The organism is Pseudarthrobacter chlorophenolicus (genome assembly GCF_000962805.1).
Lineage (GTDB): Bacteria > Actinomycetota > Actinomycetes > Actinomycetales > Micrococcaceae > Arthrobacter > Arthrobacter chlorophenolicus_A.
The window spans coordinates 165,271-178,230 of record NZ_JZTW01000003.1; the positions used below are offsets into that span (position 1 = coordinate 165,271).

Below are 12,960 nucleotides of genomic sequence, written 5' to 3' on the forward strand. Positions count from 1 at the left end.
GCCGGCGTCGTACTTTCACGGAAAGAACGACGCCGGCACTCGCCTTAAGAGCCTTAGCGGACAATAGTCCCGTAGCCCGGAGAAAGTCCGCGGCCACCACCCCGCGCGGCCACGCCTACACTGCTGTGTCCATCCCGGCGGCCTGGCTGCTGTCGTACCCCAACGCACGGCTGGCTTCCAGCCCCGCCCGGGCTACCACCGGCCCCAGCCGCTCAACGTCGGCGGGCCCGATCCGCTGGGTGGGGAATCCCAGGCCCACGGCGCACGCCAGCCGCCCGGCGTGGTCGAACACCGGCGCGCTGATGGAACCCACGTCCTGGTGGCGTTCCCCGAAAGCTGCGAAATATCCCTGCCGGCGGGCAACGGCCGCCTGTTCCCTGAGGGTCTCAACTGACACCGGCGTGTCCGGCGTAAAGCCCTGAAGACCCTGCTCGTCCAGGGCATCCCAGGCCCCGGGGTCGAACGCCAGGAAGACCTTGCCGGGAGCGCCTGCGTGGAGCGGCATGACCATGCCCACCATGAACGGCCGCATCACCACGTGCCGCGTCTCGGCCACCGCAACGATCGTGCGGAAGGCCCCGTCCCGGACATACAGGCAGGCCGTTTCGCCGGTCTCGTCCCGCAACTGCTGTAGGACCGGCTTCACCAGCCGCACCACGTCCAGTCCGAACGTTCCCGGAGTAGCCCAGCGGACCAGCCCGATGCCGATCCGGTACCGGTCGCCGTCGCGGTCAAGGAACCCCTCACGGAGCATGTTCTGGACCAGGCGCTGGCACGTGCTGGACGGCAGGCCGGTCTTGCGGATGATCTGCTGCAGAGTCGGCTCGGGCTCCGCCACCGAGAAACAGTCCAGGATCTCTGCCACCTTGTGCAGGACCAACAGGGGCGAAGCCCCGGCCCCGGCTTCCTTAACCACCGCTCAAACCCTTTCCATCATTTCCGCAAGCAGCCTCCAGCATAGTGAGCCGGACACCGGGCCACCGTGTGATCCATTTGACATCCCGCAGCAGTGACCCACATCATGGGATCAGAACCCACTTTATGGGTTTCCCCAATGTATCCCCATCACAACGACGTGGAGAATCCATGAGCACCCCCGCAATCACCTGTGAAACCGCCCCCGAGCCCAAGCGCCCCGGGATGAGCCGCGTGGGACTGATCGTCCCCAGCTCCAACACCACCATGGAGACCGAGCTGCCGGAGCTGTTCCGGCGCCAGGCCGAGGCAACCGGCCACAAGTACACCTTCCACTCCGCCCGCGCCGGCATGAAGAAGGTCACCCGGGAAGAACTGCTGGCCATGGTGGGCAAGGCAGCCCAGTGCGCCGAAGCAGTCTCCGACGCCGATGTGGACGTCATCGCCTACGCCTGCCTGGTGGCCGTCATGGCCCAGGGCCCCGAAGCCCACGAGGGTTCCGAGAAGGTGATCGCGGACGCAGCCGCAGACAACGGACACCCCGCCCCGGTCACCAGCAGCGCCGGCGCCCTGGTCCGCACCCTGCACGAAATCGGTGCCCAGAAGGTCGCCATGATCACCCCCTACATGAAGCCGCTGACCAAGATGGTGGTGGACTACATCGAGGGCTCGGGCATCACGGTGCTGGACGCCATCAGCCTCGAAGTGGCGGACAACCTCGAGGTCGGCTGCCTTGACCCGCAGAACCTGCCCGCGCTGGCCCGCAGCCTGCAGCGCGAAGGAGCGGACGCCGTCGTCCTGTCCGCGTGTGTCCAGATGCCCTCACTCGCCGCTGTCCAGGCCGTGGAGGACGAGCTGGGACTCCCCGTCATCACGGCGGCCACGGCCACCACCTACGAGATCCTCAAGGCCCTCGGCCACACCCCCGCCATCACCGGCGCGGGCAGCCTGCTGTCCGGCGCCGGCGTCCTCACTCCGGCGAACGTGTAGGCGGTTGGCACCATGTCGCTCTCACTCATCGCGTTCCTGGTGCTGGTGGCGGCCTTCGCCGTCGGGTCCTTCACCAAGATCAACGCCGGACTCCTGGCCACCGTCGCCGCGTTCGGCGTGGGCACTCTCCTGGCTGGCATGTCCGTCAAGGACGTCATCGGACAGTTCCCCGCCGGGCTCTTCTTTATCCTGGTGGGCGCTACCCTGCTGTTCGCCATCGTCCGGATCAACGGCACCATAGACCTGCTGGCCTACTGGGCTGAACGGCTCGCCGGCGACCGGAAGATCCTGGTCCCCATCCTGATGTTCCTGCTGACCGCGGCCCTGGCCTCCGCCGGCGCCTTCACGCCCGCCGCCATCGCCATCGTTGCCCCGGTGGGCCTGGCGCTGGGAATGCGGTTCGGCATCAGCACCCTGGCCATGGGCCTGGTCATCGTCCAGGGCGCCAACGCCGGCGCGTTCTCCCCCGTCAACCCCTTCGGCGTCCTGGGCAACAAGATGCTCGACGGCGCCGGCGCCTCGGACGGTTCCTTCAGGCTCTACGCGTACTGCTTCATCTTCAACGCCATCCTGGCCGTGATCGCCTACGTCCTGGTGCAGGCCATCATGAAGCGCCGGGCAGCGAAGGCAGACGCGCGTCACGCCGACGGCGGTGACAGTGCCCTTAAGAACGACGGCGGCGCTGACGCAACCGTTGCAGGCGGCGTTTCAGGTTCCGGCGGCGCCGGCACGGCCGTGCTCACCGCACCGGCCTCGGTGGCTACCGGAACCCGGACCCGCCCGGAGAAGGTGGCCGCAACCCCCATGCGGATCCTCACGCTGGTGGGCATCGCCTCCCTGCTGGTGCTCACCACCGTGCTGGGGCTCGATGTGGGAGTTGCCTCGCTGGTCATCGCCGCGGTGCTGATCGTCCTGGACTCCAGGGTGCAGAAGCCGGCGGTGGAAAGCATGCCGTGGTCGGCCATCATCCTGGTCACCGGCATCGTCACCTATGTGGGCATGCTGGAGAAGATGGGTGCCCTGAAGGAACTCCAGGAAGGCATCGCCGGCCTGGGCAACAGCTCCCTGGCGGCGCTGATCGCCAGCTACGTGGTGGCCATCGTTTCAGCCTTCGCCTCCACCACCGGAACCCTGGGTGTCATCAGCCCGGTGATCGAGCCCATCGCCATGGACCCGCTGCTCACCCCGGTGGGCGTGGTGACGGCCATCGCCATCAGCTCCTCCGTGGTGGACGTCAGCCCCATGTCCACCAGCGGCGCTCTGCTGATGGCGAGCGCACAGCCCAAGGACGAGCGGATGTTCTTCCGTGCACTGCTGCTGTGGGCCATCGCGATGATCGGTGTGGTGCCGCTCCTCGTCTGGTTCCTGTTCGTCCACCTGGGGATCGGCTAAGAGTTTTGGGCAAAATGGGAAAGGGACGTCCTCGCCGGACGTCCCTTTTCCTTTACCCTTACCGGCAAGCTCCCCTACGGGCTCCGGAGGCGGGCCGCCCCTACTCCTTGGGCCGGAAATGGCCCGGCCAGTCCTTCAGCCGGATCCGGGTCAAGTCTTGGACGTCGCCGAGTGTGCCCCACTCATCCAGCCCCAGCCGGGCCAGCGGCTCCAGGAGGTCGATCCGGGGGTGGCTGCCGTCGAGCACATCATCGCTCACGGCGGCGTGGGTCACTTCGCCGAACACCAGGGTGGAGTCACCTATCGACAGCACGGAGTGAAGGCGGCATTCCAGTGCCACCGGTGATTCCTTGACGCGGGGCGCGGCTACGGTGAGGCTCGGCTCCCGGGTGAGGCCGGCAGCGTCGAACTCGCTGGTGTCCGGCGGGAAGTTGGTGCCGGTGGCATTGACTTCTTCCAGGAGCGCGGCCGGGGCCAGGTTGACCACAAATTCGCCGGAGGCCGTGATGTTGCGGAGCGAATCCTTCTCCCCCACCGACGTGAACTGCACGATGGGCGGGTTGGTGGAGGCTACCGTGAAGAAGGAGTGGGGGGCCACGTTGTCAACGCCCTCCGGGGAAACGCTCGAAACCCACGCGATGGGTCGGGGCACCACCACCGCGGTGAGCAGCCGGTAGAACTCATGGGCGGACGTCGCCGTGGGACTGAAATCAGTTCGCATGCTGCCAGACTAACCGGCGCAGCAGCCGGGAAAGGACACAGCATGAGTTTCCAGCCGTACCGTCCATCATCCACCGGGCGCCCCGTGCGCGCCGTCCTGTTCGACACCTTCGGCACCGTGGTGGACTGGCGCACTGGCGTTGCGCGGGAGGTGGCATCGTTCGCCGCCGCGCAGGGCTTTGCCCTTGACGCGCAGGCCTTCGCCGACCACTGGCGGGCCCTCTACCAGCCGGCCATGGAAGCCATCCGCTCCGGACAACGCAGCTTCACCAAGCTGGACACCCTACACCGCGAAAACCTCGATGAGGCCCTCCGCCAGCACGGCATCAATCCGGAACAGGTGCCCAGCGAAGCCTTGAACGGGCTGAACACATCCTGGCACCGGCTTCCGGCGTGGCCGGACAGCGTAGAGGGCCTGACGAGGATCCACCGCCACTTCATCGTGGGACCGCTGTCCAACGGCAACACCTCACTGTTGCTGGACATGGCCAGGAACGCCGGCCTGCCGTGGGATGTGATCATCGGCTCGGACATGACGGGCACCTACAAGCCCTTACCTCAGGCCTATCTCCGTACGGCAGAATTCCTGGACCTGGAGCCCGGGGAGGTAATGCTCGCGGCGGCGCACAACAGCGACCTGCATGCTGCCCGGGCCGTCGGGCTGGCCACGGCCTTCGTGGCCCGCCCCACCGAGCACGGCCCCGGCCAGGTGGCGGACCTGGCCCCGGAAGGTGGCTGGGACCTGGTGGCATCGAGCATCACCGAATTGGCGGACTTGCTCGGGGCGGGAACCCTCCTTGCCAAGGTGCCCTAACCGTGCCTACTTCGGCGCGGTGATTCCCAGGCGGGCCATCCGGCGGTAGATCGTGGCCCTGCTCATTCCCAGTTCGGTGGCGGCCGCGGCCACGGTGATGCCCGGCCGGGAAAGGCACCGGACGATTTCGTCCCTCTCCACGGCCTCGATCCGGGTCAGATGTGGCCGGGCGCGTCCCACCAGCCGGGAGGGCAGATGCCGCACATCGATGGTTTCCGTGCGCAAGGCCGCGTCATTGACCATGGTGAAAAGTTCGTCCGCATTGCCTGGCCACCCATAGCCGGTCAGCGCGTGTTCCGCGGCAGCCGTGAAATCCACGTCACGCATGCGCGTCTGGCGTGCGGCGTACCGTGCCAGGGGCATCACATCAGCGGGGCGTTCCCGCAGGGCTGGTACCGGCACCACAGTTTCCACCTTGGCGGCCAGCGGCTGCGGAACGGCGGCCAGTTCCTGTGCGGTCATGGCCCAGGTGATTGCGGGTGGGCTGCCGGCCAGTGCGGGCGGCAATTGAACCGCGGCGGCAGCCCGGGCGCTCAACTCCTGCACGGCCCAGGCCGGCAGGAGGTCAACGTTTTCCACGATCACGGCGGTATCGGGCTTGGACAGCTCGGGCGTCCAGAGCGACAGCCATGCCTCCACGTCCTCGGGCTCCGGGGCTGCCGCGCACAGGATGCGGCTCGCGGGACGCGCCTGGCGGATGGCCTGCCCCAGCAACGTGGCGCGCCCGGACCCTGGTTCTCCGACGGCGGCCACCACCTTGTTTGCCCCGAGGGCCACGGACGCCCGGTCCAGTGCATCCGTCCAGGCCGGGGACATGGCGCGCAGTGTTCCCGCACCGGGCTCAATCCGGCCCCGCTGCACCCGGAAGACACCGCCCTTCGGCCCCGCCTTCGGCTTCTGCCCACCCGACTTGGCCAGCATGAGGGCAGCGGTGTTGCTCGCCGCCGACTGGGCCAGGGCAAGCAGCAACTCCGGCGAAGACTTGGACCAGGTGGTGATGTTCACGCTGCCCTCGAGGCGTCCGTTGCGGGGATCGATCACCGGCACGGCAGCGCAGGTGTAGGTCCGGAGGCTTGCGCTGTAGTGTTCCTCGGCGCGGACCAGGCTGGGTGTCCGGTCCGCCAGCGCCATGCCCAGCCCGCTGGTTCCCGCTTCCCGCTCGGAAAAGGCAAAACCGGGGGCCAGATGGACTTTGTCGAGTGCCCGCAGCAGTGACGTGTCGCCGCTGAAGCGGTTGAGGACCAGCCCGTCGGCGTCGGTGAGCATCAGGCTGAGGGGTTCGTTGGCCAGCGTTTGGTGCAGGCCGGTGAGCACCTCCTGCCCGCACTGGTAAAACAGTGAGTCGCCGGCCACCGAGCCTGCCCAGACGGGGTCGATGACCTCGGCCGAGACACCGTATTCCTCACTGCGCTGCCATGAGGCAAGAAGGCGCCTCGAGACAGTTGCCAGCATGCCTTCCGGCCCGCCACCCTGTGCCTGCGGGACGGGAATGTTGTGATCCGGCACCGTTGCCGCCCTCCTTGTTTGGTCATTCGAGATTATTGCGCGGTGCTGCAAAAGGTGAAGCGCCGGTGTCTCAAAATGAGACACCGGTCACAGGTTGACAGGTCCCTTTTGGCCATACCGTCATCTCTTGTCGCGACTATGGCAGTCGCGGGGAGGAGAACGATATGTACAGCAAAGACGGCGAGAACTACTTCATCGTCGACGCGCACGTCGCATTGTGGGACGCCCGCCCGGAAAACCAGCGGAACATCCAGGGCAGGCAGTTCATCGATTGCTTCTACGACTACCACCGCAACCTCGGCCCGGAGGAGGAACACTGGCCTTACGAGGAATTCCTCTACCAGGGCGGCGAACGCCTCATGAAGGATCTGTTCCAGGACGGCTACGTGGACCACGCGATCTTCCAGCCGGCCTACCTCGGGGAGTTCTACAAGAACGGCTTCGCGCAGGTGGAGGAAGCCTACGGGCTGGCTGCCGCGCATCCGGACAAGCTGACCTACAACCACTGTTATGACCCCAGGGAGGGTGAGGTCGGCCTGGACCGGCTCCGCGCCGACCACGAAAAGATGCAGTTCAAGGGCGTCAAGCTCTACACCGCAGAATGGCGGGGCGAGTCCCGCGGATACAAACTCTCCGATCCCTGGTCCTACCGGTATTTCGAGGAGTGCCGCAAGCTCGGCATCAAGAACATCCACATCCACAAGGGCCCCACCGTCCGCCCGCTGGACCGGGACGCCTTCGACGTCGCCGACGTGGACCACGCCGCCTCCGACTTCAACGACCTGAACTTCGTGGTGGATCACGTCGGCCTGCCGCGGCTGGAAGACTTCTGCTGGATCGCCACCCAGGAACCCAACGTCCACGGCGGCCTCGCCGTCGCCATTCCCTTTATGCACACCCGGCCGCGCTACTTCGCCCAGATCATCGGCGAGCTCATCTACTGGATCGGCGAGGACAGGATCCAGTTCTCCAGCGACTACGCCATCTGGTCACCCCGCTGGCTGATCGAGCGCTTCGTTGACTTCCAGATCCCGGAAGACATGACCGAGTACGCCCCGCTCACCGTCAACCAGAAGAAAAAGATCCTGGGACTCAACGCAGCGAAAATGTACGACATCCCGGTGCCCGCGGAGCTCCAGCTCCCCAACGCGGACGAAACCAAGACAGGGCCGCGGCAGCCGGAACGGGCGGACCTGGCGGCCGCGCTATGACCGCGGCACTGACGGAGCGCACCGTCCGAAACAGCAACGTGGCGGTGACAGCACAGGACGTGCGCCGGGCGCTGGGTGCCGTGCTGGACCCGGAGCTGGATGAGCCCATTACCGACCTTGGCTTCGTCCGGTCCCTCGAAATCACCGGCTCCCCGGCCGGTGCCGTGGTCACCGTTCACCTGCGGCTGCCGACGTCATTCTGCTCGCCGAACTTCGCCTACCTGATGGCATCCGACAGCAAGGACGTGATCTCGGTACTGCCCGGGGTGGCAAGGGTGATAGTGGAGCTCGATGACCACCACGACTCCGACCTCATCAACGCCGGCCTCGCAGCTGACGCCGGGTACCGCGGCACGTTCGGCCACGAAGCCGAGCACAGCCTGGAGGAGCTGCGGTGGACGTTCCGGCGCAAGGCGCACACTGCTGCGATGGAGCGCTGCCTGACCGAACTGCTGCGGGCCGATCCCGCGCGGAAGGAGGAAAGCGTCGGGACGGTGCGGCTGGGTGACCTGCCGGCGGGCCGGTCCAAGGACGCTTTAGTACGACGACGGATGGCGCTTGGGCTGCCGGCGGAACCTGCCGCCGTCGTCCTCGTGGACCATAACGGCACGCCCTACCCGCCCGGCAATGTGCCGATGGCGCTTCGCCGGGCCCGTTCCACCCGCATTTCGATTGACGGCAATGCCCACTTCTGCCGCGGCCTGCTGCGGACCCGCTACGCCGGCTCGGGCGCCGACCAGACAGACCGGCCCGAGGGAGCCGAGCCGGCCGATCACCACCACCTGCTTCCGTTCACAGTCAAGGAGATCCGCCCATGAACACCATGCGAGCCGTCCAGGTGGTCGGCTACCACGAAGGCCTGAAGATGACCGAGGCGCCTATCCCGGAAGTGGCCGGGGCCTGGGACGTCGTGGTCAGGATCGGCGGCGCCGGGGTGTGCCGGACGGACCTGCACATCCTCGAGGGCCAGTGGGCGGAAAAGTCGCAAGTGCAGCTGCCCTACACCATCGGGCATGAGAACGCCGGGTGGGTGCACGCCGTGGGCAGTGCCGTCACCAACGTCAAGGAGGGCGACAAGGTGATCCTGCACCCGCTGATCACCTGCGGCCTGTGCCGTGCGTGCCGCTCGGGTGACGACGTGCACTGTGAGAGCAGCAGGTTCCCCGGCATCGACACCCACGGCGGGTACGCAGAGTACCTCCTCACCTCGGCCCGGTCCGTGGTGAAGATCGACGATTCACTGGAACCTGCGGACGTGGCGGCCCTGGCGGACGCGGGCCTGACGGCCTACCACGCCGCGGCGAAGGCGGCCAAGCGGCTGACACCGCGGGACAACTGCGTGGTGATCGGCGCCGGCGGGCTGGGCCACATCGGGATCCAGGTGCTGAAGGCCCTCACCCCGGCCCGGATCATCGTGGTGGACCGCAACCCCGCCGCCCTTGAACTGGCGAAGTCGATCGGGGCCGACGTGGGGGTCCTGGCCGACGGCGCGCAGGTGGACCAGGTGCGCGCCCTCACCGGCGGCAACGGCGCCGAAGTGCTGATCGACTTTGTGGGCGAAGGCGGGGCGACGTCGGAGGGTATTGCGATGCTCCGGCAGGCCGGCGACTACTTCGTGGTGGGCTATGGCGAGGACATCTGTGTGCCCACCATCGACATCATCTCCTCCGAGATCAACATCATCGGCAACCTTGTCGGTTCCTACAACGACCTGCAGGACCTCATGGCACTGGCTGCCCGCGGGGCGGTCACGCTGCACACCCAGAAATACAAGCTGGACGATTTCGAGCAGGCGATCAGCGACCTCGACGCCGGCAAGGTCCGCGGCCGCGCCATCCTGGTTCCGTGATACCGCTGCCGTAACGCTTTTCCCGAGCCCGCACGAAGCTTTTACATAGAGGACAACTGATGATTTTCATTACCGCAAAATTCCCGGTGAAGCCGGAGCACGCCGACGCGTGGCCGGAGATTTCCCGGGACTTTACTGAGAAGATCAACGCCGAGGAGGGCTGCCTGTTCTTCGAGTGGGCCCGCTCCCTGGCCGACCCCAACACCTACGTCCTGATCGAGGCGTTCCGCGACGACGAGGCCGGCGGCGCGCACGTGCAGTCGGAGCACTTCAAGAGGGCGACCGCTGAGCTGCCGGCGTACCTGGCCCGCACTCCGGACATCATTAACGTCAAGGTTGACGGGTGGTCAAAGCTCGGGGAGCTCGCGGTCGGAAGCGAGTAACCCGGCGCCCCGTCGGCAGCACAGGCTGCCGACGGGGCACACCCGCCTACCAGTCCGGTCCTAGGACCGAACTTCCTCACGTGCAGTGGCGGATTCGGCGATCCGCTTGATCGCGGCGAGTGTTTTCGGAATGCCGTCCAGCGCCTGCTCGGTGCGCTCGGCTACCTGGGCGTCGGCCGCATCACCGAACTTCTCCCTAAACATGGCAATTCCCTCCGGCAGGAATTCCCACGACTCCGTCAGGACCGTTCCGCCGTCTGCCGGGGCGAGGGTGAAGCCCCAGCGCACGAACTTGCCGCCCACCAGCCAGGCGAACTCGCGGCCGCGCTCGGCGGCCACCACCTGCGACCGCGTCTGCCAGGTCCGGTGCGGCAGCTCATTGCGGCCGGTGAACCAGGCACCGGGCTGGCCGGCGCTGTCCTCATCGTCCCACCAGCACGCTTTACAAACCGGGCTCCACTCCCCCGTCCGGGTGATGTCCGAGACCAGGTCGTAGACTGCCTCAGCCGATGCCTGGACCGAAACGGACTCCTGGTACTGGCGGATGCTGCTCTGCTTCATGGTTCCATCCTTACTGAGAGTCAGTTCTTGCTGAAGTTCACTTCTTCTGCCGCCGGCTGCCGCCGTGCCAGTCCTCCTGCTGACCTACTGCACCGGAGGCGACCCCGAAGGCAGGAAGCTGCGGCCGCTCACGCAGGCTTCGCTTGAGCTCGGCGAAACCAGGGAACCGCGCCAGCCCCACCACGTGGTCCCACAGCTCGGCGGCAGACTCTTCGTCCGGCAGCCGGCTGATCACCGGCCCGAAGAAGGCCACACCGGCGGGCGGTTCGAAATGGACGATGGGCGTGCCCACATCCTTGCCCGCCAGCGCCAGCGCCTCATCCGTCTCCTGCCGGATCTCGTTGTCCCAGGAGTCGTCGTCGAGGGTTTCGGCAAGCGCCACGGGCAAACCGGCCTGGGCCAGTATCGGCTCCACAAACTCCCGTGTCCCGCGCCGCTCACGCACTTCGCCCTCTGAGGGCTCGCCGGTTGCGTCCGGGGCGGCTTCAAAAATGTGGGTCCCGAACGCCTCGTACAGCCGGGCAATCGACTCGCGGCCGTGCTCCGCCCGTGCCCGGGCCGCCACCCGCAGCAGCCGGAGCCCCGCCGTGTGCCCGGCCTCGTATTCGGGCGGGAAATGCGCGTCATAGTCCACCGCGGCATTGATCTGTCGTAATGAAATGAACCGCCAGTCCACGCTGTACCCGCGCTGCGCCTGCACCTGCCGCACCCACTTGCTCGTCATCCAGGCGAAAGGGCAGACGGGGTCGAAATAGAAGTTGATGTCGGCGTTCATCCGCCCAGCCTTGCACCCGCGCGCAACCCGCACCTAATCAACAAGCCCGCCCAGGCTCCCGGCCCGTCACCCTTACCCCGTGGCCAGGAAGGGAAGGACGACGACGGAACTCGCCTCCCGCCGTCGTCGTCCTCCCCTGCGTCAGGGCCGTCCGCAGCCGCCATTGTTTGGCTTCTGGGGCAAGCGTACGATGCTGCCGGGGAGAGGCTCCGGGAGGCGGGAACCGTGGCAACCAGCTCCAGTGACAGGACCACGCTGCGCGTGACAGGGGTGCTGTTCGTGGTGAGCGCGCTGGCGTTCGCCGCGGCCGCCAGCACGTTGTCGGCGACGTTCAACTGGCCTGACATCCTGCGGGAGCCGGCCTCTGTTGTACTGCCCGCCTTCGAAGCCGGCGGAGCCGGGCTCGTCTGGACGTGGTGCGCCACCGCGTGGACCTATGGCCTCCTGGCCATACCCGTCCTGCTTCTGCCCGAAGCGCTGGACCTCCGCGGGAATCCTGCCATGAGAGTGGCGACCTACGTGGGCGCTGCCTCGGTGCTCCTGTCGCTCATCGGGTTCCTGCGCTGGGTGTTCGTCGTCCCGCCCCTGGCCGCGTCATACGTGACAGGCGATGCCACCGCACGCGCCGCCGTGGAAGCAGCCTGGCTGGCGCAACACCAGTTCGGCGGGGCGTTGCTGGGCGAACATCTGGGCCAACTGCTGGTCATCGGCTGGTCGGTCACCCTCAGCGTGGTTATTGTGCGGACCGGGGTCCTCCCCCGTTGGCTGGGCCTGGCCGGGCTTCTGGTCAGCCTCCTTTACCTGCTGAACCAGGGCGATATCCTTGCCACCGCCGTTCCCGGGTTCCCGGTGTGGGACCTCGCCGGCCTGATCGGCAGTACCGGGTGGGGATTGTGGGTGGCGGCGCTGGGCATTTGCATCCTGCTCCTCCCCCGGCGCCGCGGACGTGCTGCCACGGCCAGCCGCCGCGATGAAGGCCGCGCCTAAGACTTCGATTGCCTCCGGCCGCGCACTGCCGCCACGTTTGAAACAATGAACACGGCAGCATCCAATGACCGAAGGGCACCCCACCATGGCCGGCAACCGCACGCGTGGCAGCCGGCACCGCGCCCGCCGGCTGCTCTTTGGCCTTGTCCTGTTCGGGGCACTGGCCACCGTGCTGGCGCTCCTCGGGCCCGGCTTAGTCAGTGGATTGCGCACACCGGACGGCTCGTTGGTGCTGCGCCCGGAGTGCGTCGTCGAGACGCCGGACGGGGAGGTGGGACTCGACCGTGAGGCAGCGAGGAGGGCCACCACGGCGGTGGCCCTCCTCGCCCGCGGGATGGCAGCCCCGGACACCACCGGCATGGACCCGGCGGTTTTGCAGCGCCTGGCCGAAGGGCCCTCCGAAGATGCCGGTCCTGTCCTGGCCTGCCGGGGTTCGGCCGCCAGTGACCTGCACGAACAGCAGGCGGGTGCCGGCGGCCTGACACCGCGCGCCGAGGAGTTGCGTACCGCGATGGCCGAGGTGTTCGGCGAGCAGAGCCTGGGCGGTTTCGCCCCGGGTGGCGTGGACCAGGGGCACGGAGCGGACTCGACGCACTACGACGGCCGGGCCATCGACATCTTCTTCCGCCCCGTCACCGAGGAGACCCGGCGCCAGGGGTGGATACTGGCTCACTGGCTGGTGGCCCACGCCGAGGACCTGGACATCCAGTTCGTCATTTTCGATGACCGGTTCTGGAGCGCACGCAGCTCGCGGGGGCAATGGCGGGACTACGAGGCACCTGCACCCGGCAATGAGATCCTTCGCCACCTCGACCACGTCCACGTGGACGTGCTGGGCGGAAGCCCCGGCTAAGGGA

The 12,960-nt window shown here is 67.2% G+C and carries 14 protein-coding genes; 9 read left to right on the top strand and 5 right to left on the bottom strand.

The annotated features are described in order from the left end of the window. Positions 1-115 precede the first annotated feature (115 nt). Entirely contained in the window at positions 116-916 is an 801-nt protein-coding gene (locus tag UC32_RS05430; protein WP_045730224.1) for an IclR family transcriptional regulator, read from the bottom strand. Positions 917-1,086: 170 nt separating this feature from the next. On the opposite strand from UC32_RS05430, the gene UC32_RS05435 reads away from it, so the two are divergent. Further along, on the top strand, positions 1,087-1,905 hold the full coding sequence (locus tag UC32_RS05435) for a maleate cis-trans isomerase family protein (protein WP_082071928.1): 819 nt from the start codon (positions 1,087-1,089) through the stop codon (positions 1,903-1,905). 12 nt (positions 1,906-1,917) lie between these two features. Then, on the top strand, positions 1,918-3,297 hold the full coding sequence (locus tag UC32_RS05440; protein ID WP_045730225.1) for an SLC13 family permease: 1,380 nt from the start codon (positions 1,918-1,920) through the stop codon (positions 3,295-3,297). A 100-nt stretch (positions 3,298-3,397) separates the two neighbouring features. On the opposite strand, the gene UC32_RS05445 is transcribed toward UC32_RS05440, so the two are convergent. Beyond that, positions 3,398-4,018, bottom strand: a complete 621-nt coding sequence (locus UC32_RS05445; protein WP_045730226.1) for a flavin reductase family protein — start codon at positions 4,016-4,018, stop codon at positions 3,398-3,400. Positions 4,019-4,060: 42 nt separating this feature from the next. Here UC32_RS05445 and UC32_RS05450 point away from each other — a divergent pair, with 42 nt between their 5' ends. Beyond that, the gene (locus UC32_RS05450; RefSeq protein ID WP_045730227.1) at positions 4,061-4,831 is read left to right on the top strand and encodes a haloacid dehalogenase type II; all 771 of its coding nucleotides are present in this window, start codon (positions 4,061-4,063) and stop codon (positions 4,829-4,831) included. Between the two features lie 6 nt (positions 4,832-4,837). Here the strand turns inward: UC32_RS05450 and UC32_RS05455 are convergent, their stop codons facing one another. Continuing rightward, complete coding sequence (locus UC32_RS05455; protein ID WP_235423594.1) at positions 4,838-6,337, bottom strand: AAA-type ATPase lid domain-containing protein; 1,500 nt, start codon at positions 6,335-6,337, stop codon at positions 4,838-4,840. 164 nt (positions 6,338-6,501) lie between these two features. Here UC32_RS05455 and UC32_RS05460 point away from each other — a divergent pair, with 164 nt between their 5' ends. Genes UC32_RS05460 through UC32_RS05475 form a run of 4 tightly spaced genes read left to right on the top strand, consistent with a single transcriptional unit; the run spans position 6,502 to position 9,780 of the window. Beyond that, complete coding sequence (locus UC32_RS05460) at positions 6,502-7,548, top strand: amidohydrolase family protein (protein WP_045730228.1); 1,047 nt, start codon at positions 6,502-6,504, stop codon at positions 7,546-7,548. Then, on the top strand, positions 7,545-8,366 hold the full coding sequence (locus tag UC32_RS05465) for an iron-sulfur cluster assembly protein (RefSeq protein ID WP_045730229.1): 822 nt from the start codon (positions 7,545-7,547) through the stop codon (positions 8,364-8,366). The genes UC32_RS05460 and UC32_RS05465 overlap by 4 nt, the downstream gene beginning before the upstream one ends. Beyond that, positions 8,363-9,397 (top strand): NAD(P)-dependent alcohol dehydrogenase, encoded by a 1,035-nt coding sequence (locus UC32_RS05470; protein WP_200896322.1) that lies wholly within the window; start codon positions 8,363-8,365, stop codon positions 9,395-9,397. Before UC32_RS05465 ends, UC32_RS05470 begins: the two co-directional genes overlap by 4 nt. A gap of 59 nt (positions 9,398-9,456) precedes the next feature. Further along, positions 9,457-9,780, top strand: coding sequence for a putative quinol monooxygenase (locus tag UC32_RS05475; RefSeq protein ID WP_045730230.1), 324 nt, complete (start codon positions 9,457-9,459; stop codon positions 9,778-9,780). Between the two features lie 60 nt (positions 9,781-9,840). Here UC32_RS05475 and UC32_RS05480 read toward each other — a convergent pair whose 3' ends face one another. Then, positions 9,841-10,341, bottom strand: a complete 501-nt coding sequence (locus UC32_RS05480) for an SRPBCC family protein (RefSeq protein WP_045730231.1) — start codon at positions 10,339-10,341, stop codon at positions 9,841-9,843. Between the two features lie 37 nt (positions 10,342-10,378). Further along, entirely contained in the window at positions 10,379-11,116 is a 738-nt protein-coding gene (locus UC32_RS05485; protein ID WP_045730232.1) for a mycothiol-dependent nitroreductase Rv2466c family protein, read from the bottom strand. Between the two features lie 225 nt (positions 11,117-11,341). Here UC32_RS05485 and UC32_RS05490 point away from each other — a divergent pair, with 225 nt between their 5' ends. Both UC32_RS05490 and UC32_RS05495 read left to right on the top strand, forming a co-directional pair. Beyond that, positions 11,342-12,103, top strand: coding sequence for a DUF4386 domain-containing protein (locus UC32_RS05490; protein WP_045730233.1), 762 nt, complete (start codon positions 11,342-11,344; stop codon positions 12,101-12,103). Positions 12,104-12,167: 64 nt separating this feature from the next. Further along, a complete protein-coding gene (locus UC32_RS05495; RefSeq protein ID WP_045730234.1) occupies positions 12,168-12,956 on the top strand; it encodes a hypothetical protein in 789 nt (262 codons plus the stop codon). The last annotated feature ends 4 nt before the right edge of the window (positions 12,957-12,960 follow it).

Bases quoted from the DNA above. Each gene is read 5' to 3' on its own strand.
- UC32_RS05435 (WP_082071928.1), top strand. From the start codon at position 1,087: ATGAGCACCCCCGCAATCACCTGTGAAACCGCCCCCGAGCCCAAGCGC.
- UC32_RS05440 (WP_045730225.1), top strand. From the start codon at position 1,918: ATGTCGCTCTCACTCATCGCGTTCCTGGTGCTGGTGGCGGCCTTCGCC.
- UC32_RS05445 (WP_045730226.1), bottom strand. From the start codon at position 4,018: ATGCGAACTGATTTCAGTCCCACGGCGACGTCCGCCCATGAGTTCTAC.
- UC32_RS05450 (WP_045730227.1), top strand. From the start codon at position 4,061: ATGAGTTTCCAGCCGTACCGTCCATCATCCACCGGGCGCCCCGTGCGC.
- UC32_RS05460 (WP_045730228.1), top strand. From the start codon at position 6,502: ATGTACAGCAAAGACGGCGAGAACTACTTCATCGTCGACGCGCACGTC.
- UC32_RS05465 (WP_045730229.1), top strand. From the start codon at position 7,545: ATGACCGCGGCACTGACGGAGCGCACCGTCCGAAACAGCAACGTGGCG.
- UC32_RS05470 (WP_200896322.1), top strand. From the start codon at position 8,363: ATGAACACCATGCGAGCCGTCCAGGTGGTCGGCTACCACGAAGGCCTG.
- UC32_RS05475 (WP_045730230.1), top strand. From the start codon at position 9,457: ATGATTTTCATTACCGCAAAATTCCCGGTGAAGCCGGAGCACGCCGAC.
- UC32_RS05480 (WP_045730231.1), bottom strand. From the start codon at position 10,341: ATGAAGCAGAGCAGCATCCGCCAGTACCAGGAGTCCGTTTCGGTCCAG.
- UC32_RS05485 (WP_045730232.1), bottom strand. From the start codon at position 11,116: ATGAACGCCGACATCAACTTCTATTTCGACCCCGTCTGCCCTTTCGCC.
- UC32_RS05495 (WP_045730234.1), top strand. From the start codon at position 12,168: ATGACCGAAGGGCACCCCACCATGGCCGGCAACCGCACGCGTGGCAGC.